Origin of the sequence: Nonomuraea typhae, from assembly GCF_009760925.1 — a bacterium.
GTDB lineage: Bacteria > Actinomycetota > Actinomycetes > Streptosporangiales > Streptosporangiaceae > Nonomuraea > Nonomuraea typhae.
Genome location: NZ_VRLV01000007.1, coordinates 95,823 through 116,708, shown reverse-complemented (window position 1 = coordinate 116,708; position 20,886 = coordinate 95,823). Strand labels below are relative to the sequence as shown.

At 72.5% G+C, this 20,886-nt stretch carries 13 protein-coding genes; 6 read left to right on the top strand and 7 right to left on the bottom strand.

Annotated elements, in window-relative coordinates:
• Nucleotides 1-36 precede the first annotated feature (36 nt).
• Both FVE25_RS26465 and FVE25_RS56405 read left to right on the top strand, forming a co-directional pair.
• The gene (locus tag FVE25_RS26465) at nt 37-3,093 is read left to right on the top strand and encodes an AfsR/SARP family transcriptional regulator (protein WP_157249779.1); all 3,057 of its coding nucleotides are present in this window, start codon (nt 37-39) and stop codon (nt 3,091-3,093) included.
• 40 nt (nt 3,094-3,133) lie between these two features.
• Nucleotides 3,134-4,690: a serine/threonine-protein kinase gene (locus FVE25_RS56405; protein ID WP_219825651.1), complete on the top strand. Its 1,557-nt coding sequence runs from the start codon at nt 3,134-3,136 to the stop codon at nt 4,688-4,690.
• Here FVE25_RS56405 and FVE25_RS26455 read toward each other — a convergent pair.
• The 5 genes from FVE25_RS26455 to FVE25_RS26435 form a co-directional block, all read right to left on the bottom strand.
• Nucleotides 4,687-5,913, bottom strand: a complete 1,227-nt coding sequence (locus tag FVE25_RS26455; protein ID WP_157249778.1) for an erythromycin esterase family protein — start codon at nt 5,911-5,913, stop codon at nt 4,687-4,689. The genes FVE25_RS56405 and FVE25_RS26455 overlap by 4 nt on opposite strands.
• 101 nt (nt 5,914-6,014) lie before the next feature.
• Nucleotides 6,015-8,057 (bottom strand): M14 family metallopeptidase, encoded by a 2,043-nt coding sequence (locus FVE25_RS26450; protein WP_157249777.1) that lies wholly within the window; start codon nt 8,055-8,057, stop codon nt 6,015-6,017.
• Nucleotides 8,058-8,098: 41 nt separating this feature from the next.
• Nucleotides 8,099-10,090, bottom strand: a complete 1,992-nt coding sequence (locus tag FVE25_RS26445) for a family 10 glycosylhydrolase (RefSeq protein WP_157249776.1) — start codon at nt 10,088-10,090, stop codon at nt 8,099-8,101.
• Nucleotides 10,056-11,738: a glycosyl hydrolase family 28-related protein gene (locus FVE25_RS26440; RefSeq protein ID WP_157249775.1), complete on the bottom strand. Its 1,683-nt coding sequence runs from the start codon at nt 11,736-11,738 to the stop codon at nt 10,056-10,058. Before FVE25_RS26440 ends, FVE25_RS26445 begins: the two co-directional genes overlap by 35 nt.
• 17 nt (nt 11,739-11,755) lie before the next feature.
• Nucleotides 11,756-14,581 carry an alpha-L-fucosidase gene (locus FVE25_RS26435; protein ID WP_157249774.1) on the bottom strand — a complete coding sequence of 942 codons (2,826 nt, stop codon included), beginning with the start codon at nt 14,579-14,581 and terminating at the stop codon, nt 11,756-11,758.
• A 116-nt stretch (nt 14,582-14,697) separates the two neighbouring features.
• Here FVE25_RS26435 and FVE25_RS26430 point away from each other — a divergent pair, with 116 nt between their 5' ends.
• Genes FVE25_RS26430 through FVE25_RS26420 form a run of 3 tightly spaced genes read left to right on the top strand, consistent with a single transcriptional unit; the run spans nt 14,698 to nt 16,964 of the window.
• The gene (locus FVE25_RS26430; RefSeq protein WP_181019723.1) at nt 14,698-15,366 is read left to right on the top strand and encodes a TetR/AcrR family transcriptional regulator; all 669 of its coding nucleotides are present in this window, start codon (nt 14,698-14,700) and stop codon (nt 15,364-15,366) included.
• Nucleotides 15,356-16,150: a class I SAM-dependent methyltransferase gene (locus FVE25_RS26425; RefSeq protein ID WP_219825650.1), complete on the top strand. Its 795-nt coding sequence runs from the start codon at nt 15,356-15,358 to the stop codon at nt 16,148-16,150. Before FVE25_RS26430 ends, FVE25_RS26425 begins: the two co-directional genes overlap by 11 nt.
• A complete protein-coding gene (locus tag FVE25_RS26420) occupies nt 16,143-16,964 on the top strand; it encodes an oxidoreductase (protein WP_157249771.1) in 822 nt (273 codons plus the stop codon). Before FVE25_RS26425 ends, FVE25_RS26420 begins: the two co-directional genes overlap by 8 nt.
• Here the strand turns inward: FVE25_RS26420 and FVE25_RS26415 are convergent.
• Both FVE25_RS26415 and FVE25_RS26410 read right to left on the bottom strand, forming a co-directional pair.
• A complete protein-coding gene (locus FVE25_RS26415) occupies nt 16,961-17,737 on the bottom strand; it encodes an SDR family oxidoreductase (RefSeq protein ID WP_157249770.1) in 777 nt (258 codons plus the stop codon). The two genes, FVE25_RS26420 and FVE25_RS26415, sit on opposite strands and share 4 nt — an antisense overlap.
• 49 nt (nt 17,738-17,786) lie before the next feature.
• On the bottom strand, nt 17,787-18,647 hold the full coding sequence (locus FVE25_RS26410) for a 3-methyladenine DNA glycosylase (RefSeq protein WP_157249769.1): 861 nt from the start codon (nt 18,645-18,647) through the stop codon (nt 17,787-17,789).
• A gap of 55 nt (nt 18,648-18,702) precedes the next feature.
• Here FVE25_RS26410 and recD2 point away from each other — a divergent pair, with 55 nt between their 5' ends.
• Nucleotides 18,703-20,805, top strand: a complete 2,103-nt coding sequence (gene recD2 / locus FVE25_RS26405) for an SF1B family DNA helicase RecD2 (RefSeq protein WP_219825649.1) — start codon at nt 18,703-18,705, stop codon at nt 20,803-20,805.
• Nucleotides 20,806-20,886: the final 81 nt, after the last annotated feature.

The following is a 20,886-nucleotide window of genomic DNA, read 5'->3' as shown; positions in this document are numbered from 1 at the left end:
TTCTGGTCTCCTTTCCAGCGCCTTAAGGTGCTTCGTATGCGTTTTGGAGTGCTCGGGCCGCTGACCGTATGGACCGAGGCCGGAGAGGTCGTGACGATCCCCGGTCTCAAGGTCCGCACGCTGCTGGCCGACCTGCTGGCCCACGACGGCCGCGTGGTCTCCACCGACCGCCTGGTCGACGACCTGTGGGGCGACGACGCGCCGGCCAACCCGGCCGCCGCGCTGCAGGTGCGCGTCTCGCAGCTGCGCAAGGCCCTGGAGGACGCCGAACCCGGCGGCAAGAACCTCGTCGTCTCCCGCGCCCCCGGCTACCAGTTGCAGGTCGCGCCGGACGCGGTGGACGCGCTGCGCTTCGCCCGCCTGACGGGCGAGGGACGCCTGGCCGAGGCCCTGGAGTTGTGGCGCGGCTCGCCGTACGCGGACTTCTCCGACATGGAGTTCACGCGCGCCCCGATCACCAAGCTCGAGGAGCAGCGGCTGACCGCGGTCGAAGAGCTCGCCGAGGTACGGCTGGCCGCCGGCGAGCCCGTCGACGTGGCCGAACTCGTGACCGAGCACCCGCTGCGCGAACGCCTGCGCGCGGTCCACATGCAAGCCCTCTACCGGGCAGGACGGCAGAGCGAGGCCCTGGCCGCCTACGGCGAGCTGCGCGAGCGGCTGGCCGACGAGCTCGGCCTCGACCCGTCGCCGGAGCTGGCCGAGCTGCAGGCCAGGATCCTCCGCCAGGACCCGGAGCTCAGCGGGCCCGGCCGGCGGCCGGCCACCAACCTGCCCGCGACCGTCAGCGACCTCATCGGCCGCGCCGGCGCGGTCGGCGAGGTGCGGGACCTGCTCGGCACGAGCCGCCTGGTCACGCTGACCGGCTCCGGCGGCGTCGGCAAGACGCGCCTGTCCCTGGCCGTCGCCGGCCGGCTCACCGGCGCCTACCCGGACGGCGCCTGGCTGGTGGAGCTGGCCGCCTACGACCGGGACACGGCCTCGCTGGCCGACGCCGTCCTGACCGCGCTGGACATCCGCGACAGCGCGGGCCCGGGCGACGCGCTGGACCGGCTGGCCGACGCGCTGCGGGGCCGGCGCATGCTGCTCGTGCTGGACAACTGCGAGCACGTGATCGACCAGGCGGCCAAGCTGGCCGACACGCTGCTGCGGGCGGCGCCGGGGCTGCGGATCCTGGCCACGAGCCGGGAGCCGCTGAGCGTGGCGGGCGAGGTGCTGTGGAGCGTGCCCCCGCTCGGGCTGCCCGACGTGGAGGATCTCGACGCGGTCGCGAACTCCGACGCGGTGCGCCTGTTCATGGCGCGGGCCACGGCCTCGGCCCGCGCCTTCGTGCTGGACGCGGGCAACGCGGCGCCCGTCGCCCAGCTGTGCCGCCGGCTCGACGGGCTGCCGCTGGCGCTCGAGCTGGCCGCCACCCGCGTGCGCTCGCTCGGCGTGCACGAGCTGCTGGCCCGGCTCGACGACCGGTTCCGGGTGCTGTCCGGCTGGCAGCGCGGGGTCTCCGACCGGCAGCAGACGCTCATGGGCATGATCGACTGGAGCTGGACCCTGCTCACCGACGACGAGCGCGTGGTGTTGCGGCGGCTGGCCGTACACGCCGACGGGTGCACGCTGGACGCGGCCGAGGCCGTCTGCGGCGACGGCGGGCTCGACGTGATGGAGCTGCTCGCGCGGCTGGTCGACCGCTCGCTGGTGACCGTGGCCGAGGGGGCCTCCGGGATGCGCTACCGGCTGCTGGAGTCGGTGGCCGAGTACTGCCGGCGGCGGCTGGACGAGGCGGAGGAGGGCGACCGGGTCCGGCAGGCGTTCGCGGCCTACTACACCGACCTGGCCGAACGCGCCGGGGCGCACCTGCGCGGCGGCGAGCAGGTGCGGTGGATGCGCGCGCTGGACGCCGACGCGGGCAACCTGCGCGCGGCCCTCGACCTCGCCCCCGCCGGCCTGGCCCTGCGGCTGGTGAACGCGCTGGCCTGGCACTGGTACCTGCGCGGGCGGCTGCACGAGGGCCTGCGGTCGCTGGACGCCGCCCTGGCCAAGCCGGATGCGGCGGCGCCGGCGGACCTGGAGCGGGCGCGGGCCTGGCGGGCCGGGTTCGCGATGCTGCTCGGCGAGAGCGTGGACTGGCAGGCCGCGCTGGAGATCGCCGACCCGGCCGACCGGGCCAGGGCCGAGCTGTTCGTGCAGTACGGGCTGACCGACATGGCCACCGCGACCGCGGTCGTGGCCCGGGCGCTGGCCGCCTGCCGCGAACTCGGCGACACCTGGGGCGTGGCGGTGGCGCTCAGCCGGCAGTCCAGGGACGCCTTCACCCTGCGCGAGCTGGAGCGGCTGGACCAGATCGGCAACGAGAGCGCCCGGCTGTTCCGCGAGCTGGGCGACCGGTGGGGTGTGCTCCAGGCCAACGAGTGGCTGGGCGGGCTCAACGAGATCACCGGCGACTACGACGAGGCGGCCCGGATCTTCACCGAGGACGCCGCCATCGCCGAGGAGCTGGGCCTGTGGCCGGACAAGGTCCGGCGGCTGTGCTGGCTCGGCTGGATCGCCGGCTACCGGCGTGACTACGACCGCGCGGTCGACACCTGCCTGGCCGCGCTCCGGCTGGCCGAGGGCCAGGGCTACCAGGAGGGCACGATCTTCGCCCGCATGGGCCTGACGATCGCGGCCCGGCGCTCGGGACGGCTCGAACTGGCCGAGGAGCACCTCAACGCCATGCTGGCCGGGGTGCCCCGCGATCCGGACGCCGACCCGCTGCTGTTCATGCCGACCGTGCTGATGGAGCTCGGCCACGTACGGCAGGCGCAGGGCGCGGAGGAGGCGGCCCGCTCCCTGTTCGAGGAGGCGCTGGGGGTGGCCAGGAAGATCGGCGACCCGCGCACCCTCGCCGCGACCTTCGAGGCGCTGGCCACGGTGGCCGGGCCGGAGGAGGCGGCCGGGATGCTCGGCGCCGCCGCGGCGGCCCGGGCCGCCCATGCCACCCCCGCCTCGCCCGGCGAGCTGGACGACATCGAACGGGCCACGCAGCGGGCTCGGCGGGCGCTGGGCGAGGACGCGTTCGCCGCCGCCTACGCCGAGGGAGAGAAGCGCCCTCTGGACTAGACCCTCTCGGGTGTCGTGGCAGACCGCTACGCTTCCCCAGGTGTCCGACATTTCGCTGCCCGGGTACGAGATCCGTGGCGTCATCGGCCAGGGCGGGTTCGGGATCGTCTACCTCGCCCTGCAGTCCGCGGTCGGCCGTGAGGTCGCGCTCAAGGTCGACAACCGGGTCCTGCTGTCAGAACGCGACCGGCGGCGCTTCCTGCGCGAGGTCACCGCCGCCGGGGCGCTGTCCGGGCATCCGCACGTCGTGCCGGTCTACGACGCCGGGCTGCTGCCCGACGGCCGGCCGTACATGGTGCTGGAGCTGTGCCCGGGCGGGTCGCTGGCGGGAAAGCGGCTCTCGCCGGCCGAGGTGCGCGATGCCGGCGTGCGAATCGCCGACGCGCTCGCCGCGGCGCACGCGCAGGGGGTGCTGCACCGCGACGTCAAGCCCGGCAACATCCTCATCAACCGGTACGGGCACGTCGCGCTGTCCGACTTCGGGCTGGCCACGATGCCGGAATCCGGCCCCGACGCCTCGGTCACCCGCGAGTCCCTGACCCCCGCCTACGCGCCCCCGGAGGCATTCGAGCTGGCCGGGCCCAGCCCCGCGGGCGACGTCTACTCGCTGGCCGCCACCCTCTACGCGCTGCTGTCGGGCCGGCCGCCGCGCTTCCCCGAGTCCGGCATCGCCAACCTGGCCGCGATCCTCGCCCTGCACCGCCTGCCCGTGCCCGACGTGCCGGGCGTGCCGCCGCAGCTCACCGCCGTCCTGCGCGACGCGCTCGCGACGGACCCGGCCCACCGCACCCCCAGCGCCGCCGCCCTGCGCGACGCCCTGGCCGCCGTCCACGTCGACCCCGCCACTCCGGTACGGCAGGCCGCCCCCTCACCCGCCTTCCAACCGGCCCCTCCCGGCTATCCCGGAGTCCCGTCCCAACCGGCCACCTCCCCTCCCGGCTATCCCGGGGTCCCATCCCAACCGGCCACGTCCCCTCCCGGCGACGCCTCCACCCGGTCCTCCAGGCGGGCCGGGCGGAAGCAGGCGCGCAAGGGCGTGGGGCTGGTGGCCGCGCTGGTGGTGGCGGTCGGGGCCGGGGCGGCCGTCGGGGTCTACGCGCTGCGCGGCCCGGGCGCCACGACCCTGCAGCCGGGGCCGTCCTCCTCCGCCAAGACCGGCCAGGCCAGTCCCGCCGCCTTCCCCGGCCTGGACACCTACACCGAGAACTGCCCGGCCGCCAAGGTGAAAGGCGCGGGCGCGGCGTGCGTGAAGGAGTCGGAGTGCTGGGGCGGCCTGGCGATCGTGGCCGGGGACACCCGGGCCAGGCGGCTCGGGTGCGAGGAGAAGCACAGCTGGGAGACGTTCGCCGTGGGCCGCATCCCGGCCGACTCCGAGACCTACGACCAGCAGGACCTCGAACGCCACCCGACGATCAAGAAGGTCTGCGGCGTGGCGACCATGCTGGCCTCCCGTCGGGGCAAGGAGCAGGTCGAGCGCAGCCGCTGGATGACCACGGTGCTGCCGCCGAGCGCCGCGCGGTTCGAGAAGGGCGACCGGGTGTATCGGTGCGTCGGCGGCGTCACCGGCCGGGAGGCGCCCGGGCAGTTGTTCCGTTAGCCGAGGACCCGCAGCGGGGTGATCGTCTGCCGGTGGACGATCACGTCGAACCACTGCGGGAGCGTGCCGCCGTACATGTAGTAGTCGAAGGGCCGCTTGGGGTCGTACCCGCCGATCCCCCGCATCCTGGCCGGCCGGTAGAGCTGGGACGGGGTGCCGACCCGCAGGTCGAGGACGTACTGCCGCAGGCCGGCGTCCCCGAGCGGCCGGTCGTACCAGTCGCGCGGCGGTCTGGGGACCTTGCCGGCCTTCAGGGTGCCGTGGTCGAAGGTGAACCCCATGGACAGGTACTGCCGGCCGTACCAGCGGCGCAGGTGCGAGCCGGCGGTGGCGAAGCGCAGCTCGGGCATGGGCGGCAGGGACACGCGCAGGTCGGGGGCGTTGGCGGTGTGGGCGCTGGCGGCCCAGTAGGCGACCTTGTCCCCGGAGTGGCGCTGCCACCAGCGCAGGTTGCGTGAGGACTGCTGGTCGCGGTAGCCGGTGTCGCCCTTGCGGTGAATGTACTCGTGGAACGAGACGATCTGGCGGGCGTTGTGCAGGGCCAGTTGCTGGGCGCGGGTCTCCGGCAGGCTCTTGACGGCGTTGTAGGCGGCGCGGGCGTGGGCGATGTAGGGCTTCATGTCGCGCCCGCTCTCGAACAGTTCACGGAAGTAGGGGCCGATCTCGTCCGACGGCGGCCGGATGGCGTCCAGGTGGGCCTTGACCTCGTCGAGCTTGGCGGGGGCGGCCTTGGCCACGTAGCGGGCGACGGCGTCGTAGGCGGCGGGACGGGTGGCGTAGAACTCGACGCCGACGAAGCGGACCTTGTCCTTGTGGGTGGCGTTGTAGCCGCGCAGCCAGCGCAGCACGTCCCGGACCTCCTCGGCCTGCCAGGTGGTGGTCAGCTGCCGGACCACGGCGTCGAGGTCGCCCTTGCCCTCGGTGATGTAGCGGTCGACGATCTGGCCGGTGGTCCAGTCCTCCTCCCAGGCGATCGTGCGGAAGCCCATCTTCTCCACGAGGTGCCGCAGCACCCGGTGCTTGAGCAGCGCCTCCTCGTGCGCCCCGTGCGTGGACTCGCCCAGGCCGACGACCTTCGCCCCGCCGACCATGCGGGTCATCGGCGCGAGGTCGTCCAAGGGCGCGGCCGGGTCGATGGTGACCAGCGGGACTGCGGTCCTCCTGACCCAGTCGGGGACGGGCGTGAGGACGAGCGTGGCGGCCAGGACGGCTTGCGTGATCATGGTGGTCTCCTTCGGAGGGCGAACGCCACCACCGTCCTCCGTCCCGGCCGCCGTCGCGTCCGCCGGGGAGCGGTCGCGCCGCTACTCCGGCGGACGTACGCTCACTGCTGTGCCGTCCCCGCCGAGCGGTAGTCGGCGGCGACCCCGATCAGGCTGATCAGCCCGGAGGCGAACTCCATCGCCTCCTTGTGCCCCTCCTCGAAGGGCGGCTGGAAGCCGACCGGCTGCCACGTCTTGGTGGCGGGGTCCCACAGGTCGTTGCCGACCTCGAAGTCCCAGCCGAAGACGCCGTAGTCGTACCAGAGCTCGTCGGCGGAGTTCCCGGCGGCCGAGTACAGCACGTCGGTGACCGGGCCGGTCTGCTGCGGCCAGGTGACGGTGCCGCGCTCGGCGGCGATGGCCTGCTCGATCGTGCGCGCCGACCGCAGGAAGTACGCCTCCTCGGCCGGGCTCGGCCGGGGCAGCGTGACCCGGCCGTCGAACTTGTACGCGCCGGGCGGCCACATGAAGTACCCGCCGTAGCTGTGGACGTTGAGCGCGAACCTGATGTTGCGGAACGTCTTGGCCAGCCAGATCACGTTGCCGCTCTCGGCCTCGGAGTGCTCGGCGGGCCCGGCGTAGACGCTGCTCTGGCAGTTGGCCGAGGCGCCGAAGTAGCCGTCGAACAGCGAGCCGGAGGCGTAGTTGCGGTTGATGTCCACGCCCCACGTGTTGCGCAGCGCCGGGTCGGCCTGTGCGGCGGGGCAGTGGTTGACCATGTTCTTCCGCTGGAGGTTGAAGTCGTAGAAGCTGTAGTTCGCGCCGTCGGGGTTGACCGTGGGCACGATGAAGATCTCGGTGCGGTTCAGCAGCCTGCGGGTGGCGGGGTCGCGCTGGTAGTTGCGCAGCAGCCGCTCGGCCGCCTCGAGCGTGACCAGCGGCGTCACCCACTCGCGCGCGTGCTCCTGCGAGTAGGCGATCACGCCGGTGCGCGAGCCGTTGCGCTTGGTCCCGACGCGCAACGCCAGCACGGTCGCGGGTTTGCGCGACACGCTCGCGGGCGCCTTGAGGAAGTCGGTGAGCGGGGTGCGCGCCGCGGCCGCCACCACGCCCGTCCCCGGGTCGTCGCGGTACGGCGTCGCCTTCAGCAGCGTGCCCGCCCCGGCGTTGAGCGCGGCCACGACCTGGGCGGCGGTGCTGGTGAGCTGCCCACCGGAGCCGGTCGCGAGGCTGACCGTGACGCTCTTGCCACGCACGCCGACCTGGAGCGCCCGGTCGGGCGCGCCGGGGTCCACGAACTCGACGGACACGTCGTTGCCGCCCTCGGAGCCGTAGGCCAGCGAGGTCACCACGACGGTCCCGAACTGCGCCTGGGCGTGGCGGCGGTAGCCGTTCGTCTTGTACGGCAGAGCCATGATCTCGGCCAGGTGCGGGTAGCGCTTCGCCAGTGCCCGGACCCGTTCGTTGATCTGGTCGGGCGGCATGTACTGGGTGATGAAGTCCTTCTGGTAGCCGGGCACCGTCCGGTCGGGCCGCTCGCCGTCCGGCCATTCCCTGACCCGGGCCTGCGTGCTGCCGCCGCCCGCGGAGGTGACCGTCACCCACTGCGGGCGCCGATCGGCCGGGGCCGGGGTGGTGAACTGGTGCCCGAGATAGGCGCCCGCGTCCACGTACGGAACCATGGCGACCGTGCCGCCGCTCCCGTGGGAGCCGCGCCAGGCCGCGGTGAGCGCGGCGGTGCCGCCCGCGCTGCTGGTGGCCTCGACGGACAGGAAGTAGCCGTCGCGGGACTTGAACCAGACCGCCCGCTCGATCACGATCTGGTCGGCTTGGGCGCTGCCCTTCTGCTGGGGCGGCGCGGGCGCGGTCGTGTCCGCCCTGGCGATGCCGAGCGGCTGGAGCGCGGCGAGCTGGCTCGGGGTGAGCACCGCGTCGACCTGGATGCTGCCGTCGGGCTGCGGGCGGACCCGCTCGGTGAGGTCGGCCCCCTGCGCGACCAGGCGGTCGAACGCCGCCCGGCCGGGCACGGAGATCGTCATGAGGGAGGCGGGCTCGGGTTCGGCGGGCGGCGCCGCGGTGACGGCGGCGGGCACCGCCGTGGTGGGTAACAGGGCGAGGGAGAGGGTTATCGCGAGGACACTTGCTGACGCACGTAAGCCACGCATGGCTCCTCCTAGATCAGCCTAGGAGGTCATTGAAACACGGCTCACACCTTCGTGATCCGTACCGCGTCGGCTATCACATAGCCGGTGGCCGAGGTCCATCTGCTGACGCCCACCACGTTCCCGGTCCCGGCTTGCAGGGTGAAGGTGCCGAGGCTGCGCCACGCGCCGCCGCCGCTGCGCTGGTCCACCTTGATCGTCTGCCCGGCCACCAGGTACGGCGTGGCGCTGTTGTAGCCGGGGTCGGCCGGATACCAGACCTCGACCCGGTAGCTGCCGGTGGCGGGAATGGCGGCGCTGAACCAGGCGGGGTCGCTGGCGGCGACCGGCGCGGCGAAGCGGTAGTCGGCGCCGTGTCGCTGCCCGGAGAAGGCGGAGGTGCCCCAGGTGGCGGTGGCGGCGAAGCCGGGGTCCTGGTTGTCGACGACGACGCTGAAGGTCTCGCCGCCGCCTCCGGTGACGACCCGGCCGGCGCTGGGCCCGCTCTCCTGGTGGGTGCGGGTGAGCGCGCTCACGTAGTAGGTGTACGTGCTGCCCGCGGCGGCGCCGGCGTCGGTGAAGGAGGTGGCGCGGGTGGTGGTGAGCAGGTTGCGGGCATCGGCGAAGAAGCACGGGTCGGTGGCGGGCGAGCCGTCCACCCGGTAGACGGCGTAGGCGGCGCCCTGGCCCTGCCAGCTCAGGCTGACGCCGCCGGCGCCGCGGGTGGCCGCGGTGATCGCCGGGGCGCCCGGTGCGGCGGCGGTGCCGTACTCGGGGATGAGGGCGGGTCTGGTGTAGTGGGCGGCCGTCATCGTGGAGATGCTGTTGATGCGGTTGGCCTTGACGTCCTTGGCGCTGAAGAAGATGTCGCCGCGGACCTCGGGGTGCTGGCGGTTGTAGGTGAGGTGGTCGGAGAGTTCGGCGGTGCGCTGCCAGTTGGCGTCGACTCCGGCGCGGTAGGCGGCCTGGCCGACGTACAGCTGGACGCGGGTGCCCTTGACCACGTCGGCCCACCAGGCGGTGAGGACCTTGTAGTCGGCCACGCTGTAGCCGATGTGCCAGTAGAGCTGGGGCGTGATGTAGTCGATCCAGCCCTGTTTGACCCAGCGGCGGGTGTCGGCGTAGATCGCGTCGTAGGACTGCAGGCCGGAGGTGGCCGAGCCGAGCGGGTCGGCGCTCTGGTTGCGCCAGATGCCGAACGGGCTGACGCCGAACTTCACGTGGGCCTTGGCGGCGTGGATGCGCTGGCCGAGCTCCTGGATGAGCAGGTTGACGTTGTTGCGCCGCCAGTCGTTGACGTCGGTGAAGCCGCCCGGGTACTGGGCGAACGTGGCGGCGTCGGGGATCGCCTGACCGCTGACCGGATAGGGGTAGAAGTAGTCGTCCAGGTGCACGCCGTCGATGTCGTACCTGGTGACCGCGTCCATCATGGCGTCCTGGATGAACGAGCGTACCGCCGGGATGCCCGGGTTGTAGTAGAGCTTGCCACCGTAGGCGAAGCGCCAGCCGGGGTTGCGCCGGGCCGGGTGTGAGGAGATCAGCCGGTTGGGGTCGTCGTGGTTGGCGATCCGGTAGGGGTTGAACCAGGCGTGGAACTCCAGGTTGCGGGCGTGTGCCTCGGCGACCATGAAGGCCAGCGGGTCGTAGCCGGGGTTGCCGCCCTGGGTGCCGGTCAGCCACTGCGACCACGGCTCGTGCGGCGAGGGCCAGAACGCGTCGGCCGTGGGCCGGATCTGCACCACGACCGCGTTCATCCGCTTCTGCACGGCCAGGTCCAGCCAGGAGCGGAACTCCGCCTGCTGGGCGGCGGCGCTGAGCCCGGTGGCGCTGGGCCAGTCGATGTTGGCGACACTGGCCACCCACATGGCCCGCAACTGCCGCTTGGGCGTGGCGGGGTTGGTGGCACAGGCGGCGGAGGCGGTGGCGGCCGCCTGCGCCGGGTTGAGGAGGTACGTGAGGAGAAGGGCTAGGACGGCTAAGACACCACGACCTGTCGTCACGAAAGAAAGCTTCTTCGGATGATCAGTGCCTGTCAATAATCTCCCGCTGGGCGGCATAGAGGTCGGCGACCGAGGGCTTGGCGCCGTGCAGGGCGGTGAAGGACTCCAGGTCGCCGGCGAAGTCCGGGGTGAGCTCGCTGCCGGTGCCGTTCGCGCCCTGGATGCCGACCGACACGCTGCGCGGGGCCACGTCGCCGATGGTCAGCGCGTACGGGCTGCCGCTCGTGATGCGGACGTTCCAGTGCGCGATCCGGGCCCCGAACAACGGCCCCGAGGCGCCGGACCCGCCCACCCGGCCGTTGTTGACCAGCGTGATGTCGGTGCGCACGTTCTCGAACGGCAGCGCCCGGTGGGTGTCGAAGGTGCCCTCGGCCATCGTGCCCCGGCGCCAGACGTTGCCCGAGGACAGGCCCTCCAGGTTGAGGCCGTGGTGCACCGCGCCCGCCGGGACGGGCACCGTGAACGCCTCGATCTCGAAGTCCTCGACGAGGTTGTCGTGCGACTGCATCCGGCAGGCGAAGCTGTGGTGGGCGGCCCGGCCGCCGACGCTCACCCGGCTCAGCGTGTTGGACTTGGCCGTGGTGAAGCCGAAGCCGAGATCGCAGTTCTCCACCCGCACGTCGAAGGCCCAGCAGTCGTGGACCGCCTGGAAGCAGACGCCGTTGGCGCCCGGGTGCTTGTTGTGCGCGGTCATCGGGGCCAGGGCGTTGCGGACGGTCAGCCGCTCGAGGCCGCTGTCGTGGACGACCGGGCCGATCGCGCGCAGCCTGGCCGGCCACTCGGGACGCAGGTCGTAGCGGATCGGCTGGGCCAGCCTGACCAGCCGGGGACCGAGGACTTCCTGCACCCGCACGGGCCACTGGAAGCTCGCGTACTGGATGTACTGCCCGCCCGATCCGGTCACCAACTGCGGGGCGCGGCGGGGCCAGTCGTAGGCGGCGGCGCCGGGGACGTCGCCGGAGACGTGCTTCAGCAGCCCCGCGTCGGGGCGGTTCTCGGTCTCCAGGATCACCATGTCGCCGGGACGCAGGCCGGCGGTGCCGGAGACCATGAGCGTGCGGGCGCCCCTGGTGGCCGCGGCGACCGTGGCCAGGGTCTCGCCCACCAGCCAGTTCTCGGTGCCGGCGAAGTCCTCGGCCTCCGACAGCGCCCGGCGCTCCGGCGAGATGAACCAGACCTGGCCGCCGGTCCACGACCAGCGGCTGTTGCCGTTGGACTGGCGGGCCTGGCGGTAGCCGTCGTCCAGGGGCCTGGCGAAGTGCAGGATCGTGGCCTCGCGGCCCGATCCGCGCAGGACCACGTTCGACCAGTGCATGAAGACGGGCGCGTTCAGCAGGTACGTGCCGGGCGGCACCAGCACGACCCCGCCGCCGCGTTGCCCGGCCGCCTTCAGCGCGGCGTTGAAGGCGGGGGCGCAGTCGGTGACGCCGTCGGCCCGCGCGCCGTGGTCGGTCACCCGCGTCACCACCCGGCCCCCGCGCGGGAGCCGGGCGCCCAGCCGGTACCCGGCCCGGGAGACGTCGGGGACGAGCGGGTGGGCGCCGGGCGCCTGGGCCCACTGGCCGAGGAGCACGGCGGAGTCGTCTTGGGGCCGTCCGCGGTCGCGGCCGCCATCTGGGGAATCCGCCCTGGCCGCGGTGCCGGTCAGGACGGCGGTGGCCGCCGCCGCGCCCAGTAAGGCGCGGCGGGTGACGGTCTCGTGCATGGGTGCTCCTCAGGTGCTCAGGACAGCGACAGCCGGTCCAGGTCGGGGGCGGACCCGGTGTCGTTGTGGATCTTCACGGTGTTCGGCCCGGCGCCGAGCGTGATCGGGACGGTGGTGGTGTAGGGCGTGTTGTTGCCGACGCCGTCCACCTTCACCTCGACCGGCGCGCCGCCGTTGACGGTGACGAAGAACGACCGGGGGCCGTTGACGGTGTAGTCCACGACCAGCGTGTACGTCCCTGCCGACGGCACGGTGACGTTCCCGAACTCCACGTACGCCCCGGGCCCGCCGCCGAGGTTGCGGACCTTCTGCCCGCCCGAGCACGCGCCGCAGCCGGTGATGCCCGCGTCGCCGAGCCGGTTGGCCGAGTCCTCCGCCTCGCGCATCCACACCCGGTCGGCCGGGCGCAGCCGTACCCTGAGCTGCTTGGCCGCCTGGGCCGAGCGGCCGAGCACCTGGAAGGCGGCGGTGACGGGGATGTCGGCGGCGCCGACGTCCTGGCCGGGCGGTGAGGTGAGGGTCCAGGTGGCGCCGAGCGTCTGGCCGAGGCGCAGCGAGGCGGCGGTGGCCGGGCCGCCCTGGACCGTCCAGCCGGGCGGGAGCTGGGGCGCCAGCGTGACCTGGTCGAGCTGGTCGTCCACGTCGAGCCGGAGCGTGGCCGACACCTTGAGCGACTGCTGACCGGGGCCGGTCCACTGCAGGCCGCCCGGTTCGACCGTGAGCGTGGTGGCCGGGACGTACCCGTCGGGCGGCAGGGGCGAGACGGCGATGCGGTCGATGCCCGCGCGGGCGACCTCCAGCGTGACAGTGTTCGTGCCCTTCTTGAGCGGTACGGCCAGCGCCGTCGGCACGGGGACGTCCCGGTTGCCCGCCCTGATGGGCACCTCGGCGGCCGGGGCGTCGTTCACGGTGACCTTGACCGAGGTGGCCCGCGCCGCCGTGTGGTCGATCTGGAGGCGGTAGGTGCCGTCCTCGGGGGCGGTCACGTTGGTGAAGGCCAGGGTGCCGGGGCCGGTGACCTGGAGGTTGCCGGAGCAGGTCCGGCACGGCTCGGGGCGGGCGCCGCGCGAGCGGTTCGCGTGCTCGGCCTCCAGGGGCGCGGCCGGGCCGAGGGAGAACGGGTGCGCGTAGGCGACCTTGATCTCGTCGATCTGGAGGCGGCGGTGGTAGCGCGGGGCCTGCGGGCCGCCCCAGGTGTCGAGGACCTCCAGCTTGACGTGGCGGGCGCGGCGCTCGCCGAGGTCGATGAACTGCACGCCTCTGGCGCTGCGCAGGGCGCCTTCGCGGATCGGGCTGCCCCAGTTCCTGCCGTCGTCGCTCAGGTAGACGCGGTAGTCCTTGATGCGGGCGGAGTCCTCGGGGCGGCCGAAGCTCTCGCGGGCGTAGGTGGGCGACCATTCGCGCTGGTTGATCGCCAGGGAGGTGAGGACGCGGCGGTGGCCCAGGTCGAGGGTGACGTCGGCCGGGAGCCTGCCCTGGTTATCCCAGTAAGTCGAGAAATTTCCGTCGACGAGCTCGGGGCTGGAGGCGGTGATCTTGTCGTGGTAGAAGTGCCGGCCCCTGGTCTCGACCTTGAAGACGGTGTCGTAGGGGTCCCAGTCGGTGATGCCGAGGATGGTCAGGTATCCGGCCGACTGGTGGAAGGCCAGGCTCCTGCCGGTGCGCACATCGGTGACCCGGGTGACCCAGTAGCCGTTGTCGCGCAGCCGTACCCGATCGGTGCTCGGGCGGGTCACGACGTGGACGTACTGGGTGCGCGCTCCCGGCTCGACGGTGATCACGCCGTGGGCACCGTCGTTCCAGAAGCCGGGCTGCATGCCGCCGTACACGTAGCCGCCGCCCTCGGTGCCGTAGAGCGAGGAGCGGATGGGCGGGACCCAGCGGGACATGAAGGCGTTGAACGCCTCCTGCTTCGGCGGGAACCTGCCGTTGACCATCGGGGTCTCGGCCATGAGGGACTTCATCGACGAGCCGGCGTTGGTGATGTAGCGGCCGGTGCTGAGGCGGGTGTCGACGGCGTGGTCGCCGCCGTCGTACCACCACTGGCCGGTGGAGGGCAGCTTGTAGTCGGCCTCGACCAGGCGCGGCATCGGCGTCCAGGCGGCCTGCGGGTAGTCGTAGGACGGGATCATGCCGGTCTTCTGCTCGTTGCTGACCGTGTCCATGATCGGCGTGTCCTCGTTGTTGTTGCTCAGCAGCCAGCCTGGACGCCGTTCCCTGATCTGCTCGTAGAGGTTGTTGCGCTCCCAGTAGGCGTTGTCGTTGTCGATCCAGAAGCCGGCCAGGTCCGCGTAGTTCTCCATGACCTCGAAGAACAGGTCGTAGGAGTACATGCCGAAGCCGTCGCGGGTGGTCAGGTCCACCGGCCGGCCCTTGTAGGCGGAGTAGGCGGCCGAGTCGAGCGTCTGCACGCCCTGTTCGCTGTGCCACTGCGGGTCGTCGGTCATGTAGAGGATGATCCGCACGTCCTTGGCCTTGCCCGCGGCGACCAGTTCGCCGAGCAGGTCCCGCTTGGTCGAGCAGCTTCCGGGGATCGCGGACGGCCAGGGCCGGGCGTAGCCGAGGCGGCTGTGGAAGGTGGCCAGGACGATGTAGGAGGCGCCGAGTTTGCGTGCCTCGTCCACCCAGTAGTCGGCGCTCCAGCCGCCCTCGGTGACGTCGCGCTCCCAGGCTGCGCAGTCGAGGTGGCGGGGCGCGGTGAACATGCCCCAGTGCAGGAAGAGGCCGGCGGTGGACGCCCGCAGCCACTGCTGCCGGGGATGCTCCACCTCGGCCCGCGCGGGCGGCGCCCACAGCAGGCCGGATAACAGGATCAGGACGAGGACGAGCGCGCGGGATCGCATGGGCACCTCCAGACATCCGATGATTACAAGCGGTTGCAGGGTGGTCAAGCGTCCTTTCGAGGCGTAGTCTTTTGACCAGATTTGAAATCTGGTCATCCAGTCACAAGGGAGTCCTCGTGCGGGAACGCGCCGATCGCATCCTCGACGCCGCCACCGAACTGCTCGTCCAGCTCGGCTTCAAGAAGGTGACGATCGAGGACGTCGCCCAGCGGGCCGCCATCGGCAAGGGCACGGTCTACCTGCACTGGCGCACCAAGAAGGAGCTCTTCCAGGCCGTGTTCCTGCGGGCGGCCGTCGCCTACACCGACGGCCTGCGCGAGGCCCTGCGCCGCGACCCGGCCACCGTGCGGCCGCACCGGCTGCTGGCCGAGTCCTACCGCCTGGTCGTGACCAATCCGGTGCTGTTCGGGATGGTCGCCGCCGACTCACGCGCCACTCGCGACGCCCTCGCCGACATCGCCGCGCGCAGCTGGGAGCTCATGGCCACCACGCACTTCTTCGAGGTGCTGGGACGCCACAAGCTGCTGCGCGCGGACGTGCCCGACCTGCCCTACGCCATGGCCGCCGTCGGCGCCGGCTTCTACATGATCGACGCCATCGACCCCGTCACCGCCGCCCGCGACCTGCGGGAAAAGGCCGCCTCCCTGTCGTTCGTCGTCCGGCACGCCTTCGAGCCGCCCGCCGAACCCGGCCCGGAGGTCCTGGAGCGGGCGGCGGCCGACCTGCTCACGGCCTTCGACGAGCTCGTCCCGCCCTATGAGAAGTGGATCTACGGTGAAGACTGAACATCTGCACGGCGTGAAGGAGACCCTCCTGTTCACGCTCTACTTCCGCGCCCTCGACTACGCCGGCAAAGATCCGATCGTTGGCGACAAGTGGGCCGCCGACATCCTCCGCCGGATCTCCTACCGCCGCTGGAAGGTCGTCATGGCCTCCGGCGACCGCTACCTCGGCCTGATGCGCGCCAGGAAGATGGACGACTGGACCACCGCGTTCCTCGCCGCCCATCCCGGCGCCACGGTCGTGCACCTGGGCTGCGGCCTCGACAGCCGCGCCTTCCGCCTCGACGTGCCACCGGGCGTGCGCTGGTACGACGTCGACTACCCCGAGGTCATCGAGCTGCGCGAGCGCCTCTACCCCGAGCGCGACGGCTACACGACCATCGCCACCTCCGTCACCGCGCCCGGATGGCTGGAGCGGATCCCCGCCGGCGACGGCCGCCCCGTGCTCGTCATCGCCGAGGGCCTGCTGATGTACCTGCGCGAAGCCGACGTCTACCCGCTTCTGCGGCGCATCACCGGCCACTTCCCCCACGGCGAGCTGATCTTCGACTCGATCTCCCCCTGGCTGGCCGCCACCGCCCGCCCGCTCGGCTACCGCCTGTGGGGCCTGAAGCACCCGGCCGTGGTGCAGCAGCGCAACGTCCGGCTCACCCTCCTGGAACACATGCCGACGATCTGGGACGTCAGCCGCATCCCCGAACCCTTCTTCCGCGCCTTCTACCGCATCCCCGCCTTCCGCGACACCCTGCACCTCCAGCGCTTCCGCATAGGAGCCGACCATGCCTAAGGTCTGCCTGGTCACCGGAGCCTCCTCCGGCATCGGCGAAGCCACCGCCCTCGAACTCGCCCGCGCCGGGCACATCGTGTACGGCGTGGCCAGACGCGCCGAGCGGATGGAACCCCTGCGCCGGGCCGGCGGCCACCCGCTGGCCATGGACATCACCCGCGCCGACGACGTCGAACGCGTCATCAGGACGATCACCGACGAACGGCACCGGATCGACGTGCTGGTCAACAACGCCGGGATCGGGCTCCACGGCTCGATCGAGGAGGCGCCGCTGGAGCGGGCCCGTGCGCTGTTCGAGGTCAACCTCTTCGGCCCGGCGCGGCTGGTGCAGCTGGCCCTGCCGTACATGCGGAGGCAGCGGTCGGGGCGGATCGTCAACGTCTCGTCGATCGGCGGCGAGATCGCGCTGCCGCTCGGCGCCTGGTACTACGCCTCGAAGCACGCGCTGGAGGCGTTCTCCGACTCGCTGCGGCAGGAGGTCGGGCGGTTCGGCGTGGACGTGGTGGTCGTGCAGCCGGGCATCATCAAGACCGAGTTCGAGCAGGACACGCCCCGCGAGCTGCGGGAGATCTCCGGCCGGGGCGCCTACGCCGAGCTGGCGCTGCCGATGGCCGCCCAGGCCGAGGGCGCCTTCGGCCCGGGCAGCAAGGCGTCGGACCCGGTCGTGGTGGCCAGGGCGATCCGCCGCTCGATCGAGACCGGGCAGCCACGGGCCCGCTACGCCACGGGGTATCTGGCCAAGCTGCTGCTGCGCATGAACCGCCTGCTTCCCGACCGGACCTGGGACCGGATCGTCACCCGATCACGCGCCTAAAGGGCTTCCACGAAGCGCGACATGCCGGCCAGCCAGCGGTCTGGGTCCTCGACCTTGCGCCGGTGGTACTCGGGCACCTCGGGGTGCGGGAAGATGAAGAACCGCTCGGCCGCGACGCCGTCCACGACCGCGGCGGCCACGTCGTCCGGCTCCAGGATCGCGCCGGAGGAGCCGACGGCGCGGGCGGTGAGGTGGTCCTCCTCCAGGCCGCGCGCCAGCATCGCGGTGCGCACGCCCTGCGGGCACAGGACGCTGACCTTAATGCCCTGCGCGGCGTGGTGGATGGCGACCCACTCGGCGAAGGAGATCGCCGCCGCCTTGGTCACCGCGTACGGCGCGTCGCCGGGGCAGCTGATCAGGCCGGCCGCCGAGCAGGTGTTGACCAGGTAGCCGCCACCGCGCTCGGCCATCCCCGGCACCACCGCCCGCGCCGCGTACACGTGGGCCATGACATTGACGTCGAACAACGAGCGCCACTCCCGATCGGTGGCGTCGAGGCCGTGCCCCGCGATCACTCCGGCGTTGGAGCAGAACAGGTCGACGGGCCCGAACGGGGTCTCGGCCAGGGCCGCCACGTCGCTCTCGACGGACACGTCGGCGCGGACGCCCACCGCCCGCTCCCCGATCCGCGCGGCGACGGCGGCTGCGCCGTCACCGTCGAGGTCGGCCACCACGACGCCCGCGGCGCCCTCGGCGGCGAAGCGCAGGGCCATCGCCCGCCCGATGCCGCTCGCCGCGCCGGTGACCACGGCGACCTTGCCCTTGATCCGCATACGCCCTCGCTTCTGTACCGACCAGCCGGTATCCAGAAGGTAGTTCTCCTCAGACCCGGGCGTCAATCTCCATCAAAACCTCACAGACCTCCAGCAACCGGGCGCGCAGCGGCGCCGCCCGCTCCGCGAAGCGCTTCTGCAGCCCCGCATACTCCGTCCGCCCCGCCGCCGTCTCGATCGCGATCGGCCGATACCCCAGCTCACGCAGGTCGTACGGGCTGGCGCGCATGTCCACCTCGCGGATCTCCCTGGCCAGCTCGAAACAGTCGGCGATCAGCTCACTCGGCACCAGCGGCGAGAGCTTGTAGGCCCACTTGTAGAGGTCCATGTTGGCGTGCAGGCACCCCGGCTGCTCCATCTCGGCCTGCCGCTCCCGGGTGGGCTCCAGCTGGTTGAGCGGCCGGGCCGCCTCGGTGAAGAACCGGAAGGCGTCGAAGTGGCTGCAGCGCACCCCGCGCGCCTCCACCACCCGGGCGATCTCCGCCGGCGCCATCCGCAGAGGCTGTCCGCCGTGCCGTACGGCATCGGTCCTGTAGACCATCGCCCACTCGTGCATCCCGAAACAGCCGAATTGACCACCGCGCCCCGCGGTCGCCTTCAGCAGCCGGGCCGTCCACTCGACCATGGCCATCCGCCGCTCCAGCAGCGCCGCGTGGTCGAGACGCTGCCCGCCGGGGACGTCGGCGTACTCGGGGCCGAAGCCGCTCGCACCGGCCAGCACCACCCCGGCGCCGGGATGCCAGCGCCGCAACTTCGCCGGGCGGAAGCTGTAGTAGGTGAACAGGAAGTCCTCCACCGGATGCGCCCGGCGAGCCTGCCGCCTGCCCAGGTGCGGGTCGATCCACGCCCGCACCCGCCGCTCGTGCGCCTCGGCACGGCGGCGCCACTCCTGCTCGTCCAGCGTCTCCACTCCGTCATGGTAGGCGTGCGTTTCCCTGTCGGTGCCATGGCCTAGGGTTCATCGCGTGGAGGTCTCCGTCGAACAGCTCGTGTTCGTGCGCGACGACGCCTACACCGTGGCCAGGATGAGCGCCGACGGCCGGCCCGGATTCGTGGCCGCCGGCCGGGCGCTGGGCGGCGTGCAGCCCGGCGAGACGCTCCACCTGACCGGCGACTGGGAAGAGCACCCCCGCCACGGCCGCCGCCTCGCGGTCACCGCCTGCGAGCGCGTCACCCCCTCCACGATCCGCGCGATCCAGCTCTACCTCGGTTCCGGCCTGATCAGAGGCATCGGCCCCCGGCTCGCCCAGGCCATCGTGGGCCACTTCGGCGAGCGCAGCCTGGCCGTCATCGACACCGAGCCCGCGCGCCTGCGCGAGGTCATCGGCATCGGCCCCATCCGGCAGGGCCAGATCGTCGAGGCGTGGGCCGACCAGAAGGCGATCGCCCACCTGATGGTCCTGCTCCAGGGCTATGGCGTCAGCCCGCTGCTGGCCGCCAAGATCTACCAGGTGTTCGGCGCCGACTCGGCCGAGGTGCTGGCCAAGGACCCCTACCAGCTCATCGGCCGGGTCAGGGGCATCGCCTTCGCCACCGCCGACCGCATCGCGCTGCGCTCCGGGGTGCCGGAGAGCAGCCCCCAGCGCATCCAGGCGGCCCTGCTCGACCGCCTCGACGCGGCCGCCAGCGGCGGCGGTCACTGCTTCCTGTCCCCGACGGCGCTGGTCACCCAGACCATCGACCTCATCGAGCAGGACGAGGAGCTGATCCGCCAGGGGCTCGACGCGCTCACCGCCGCCCGCCGGGTGGCCCGCGAGGCCGACGCCGTCTACCCCAAGGAGCTCCACGCCCGGGAGCTGCGGCTGACCACCGAGCTGACCCGCCTGGCCGGCGCCCGCTCGACGTTGCGGCTGCGCGCCTACCAGGAGGACGACACCCTCAACGACGACCAGCGCGCCGCCGTCACCATGGCGCTGACCAGCACGCTGTCGATCCTCACCGGCGGCCCCGGCTGCGGCAAGAGCCACACCGTCAAGGCGATCGCGGCCACGGTCCGGGCGATGGGCGGCACGGTCACGCTGTGCGCCCCCACGGGCAAGGCGGCCAAGCGGCTGTCGGAGCTGACCGGCCTGCCCGCGATGACCGTCCACCGCATGCTGGCCTACGAACCCGACCCCGAGGCGCTGTTCGACGAACGCCCCGTGCGCGCCGACCTCGTCGTGGTGGACGAAGCCTCCATGCTCGACCTCGGGCTGGCCACCCGGCTCGCCGCCGCCCTGCCGTCCGGCGGCCATCTGCTGCTGGTGGGCGACGGCGACCAGTTGCCCAGCGTGGGCCCGGGCAGCGTGCTGACCGACGTGCTCCGCGTCGAGAGCATCCCCCGGGTCCGGCTCACCCAGGTCTTCCGCCAGGCCGAGGGCAGCGCCATCATCCGCGCCGCCCACCGCATCCGCGCCGGCGAACTGCCCGCGCTGCCGGGTGGCGGCGGCTTCTGGTTCGAGGAGCTGGACGACCCCACGGCCATCGCCGACCGCGTGGTCCACCTGGCCACCGTCGCCATCCCCCGCAAACAGGGCGTCGCCCCCGGCCAGGTGCAGGTGCTGGCCCCCATGCGCAAAGGCACCGCCGGCACCGCCGAGCTCGGCCGCCGCCTCCAGGACGTCCTGAACCCCGCCGCCGACGGCAAGCCCGAGCACTGGTCCGGCTCCACCTGCTTCCGGGTCGGAGACCGGGTGATGCCCATCCGCAACAACTACGACAAGGGCGTCTTCAACGGCGAGACCGGCACGATCACCCGGCTGGTGCCGGAGGAGCGCCAGGTGGACGTGCTCATCGACGACGGCGAAGCGGTCACCTACACCTTCGACGAACTGGACGACCTCACCCACGCCTACGCCATCAGCGTGCACCGGGCCCAGGGCAGCGAGTATCCCTTCGTCGTGGCCCCCTTGGTGGCCGAGTCGGGCGGCATCATGCTCCGCCGCCGCCTGCTGTACACCCTGGTCACCCGGGCCCGCTCCTGGGTCGTCCTGGTCGGCCAGCGCGCCGCCCTCGAGCTCGCCGTCCACCGCCTGGACCGGCGCCGCAACACCAGCCTGACCGCCCGCCTCGAAGCCGCGGGCCTGTGATCGGGGGCCTGTTGTAGGGCGCTGGGTGAGTTGCTAGATTCCCTCTTGGCTTCTCACCGTTGGGCACTTCGCCTCGCCAAC

Bases quoted from the DNA above. Each gene is read 5' to 3' on its own strand.
- FVE25_RS26465 (WP_157249779.1), top strand. From the start codon at position 37: ATGCGTTTTGGAGTGCTCGGGCCGCTGACCGTATGGACCGAGGCCGGA.
- FVE25_RS26455 (WP_157249778.1), bottom strand. From the start codon at position 5,913: ATGATCACGCAAGCCGTCCTGGCCGCCACGCTCGTCCTCACGCCCGTC.
- FVE25_RS26450 (WP_157249777.1), bottom strand. From the start codon at position 8,057: ATGCGTGGCTTACGTGCGTCAGCAAGTGTCCTCGCGATAACCCTCTCC.
- FVE25_RS26445 (WP_157249776.1), bottom strand. From the start codon at position 10,090: ATGCCGCCCAGCGGGAGATTATTGACAGGCACTGATCATCCGAAGAAG.
- FVE25_RS26440 (WP_157249775.1), bottom strand. From the start codon at position 11,738: ATGCACGAGACCGTCACCCGCCGCGCCTTACTGGGCGCGGCGGCGGCC.
- FVE25_RS26435 (WP_157249774.1), bottom strand. From the start codon at position 14,581: ATGCGATCCCGCGCGCTCGTCCTCGTCCTGATCCTGTTATCCGGCCTG.
- FVE25_RS26420 (WP_157249771.1), top strand. From the start codon at position 16,143: ATGCCTAAGGTCTGCCTGGTCACCGGAGCCTCCTCCGGCATCGGCGAA.
- FVE25_RS26415 (WP_157249770.1), bottom strand. From the start codon at position 17,737: ATGCGGATCAAGGGCAAGGTCGCCGTGGTCACCGGCGCGGCGAGCGGC.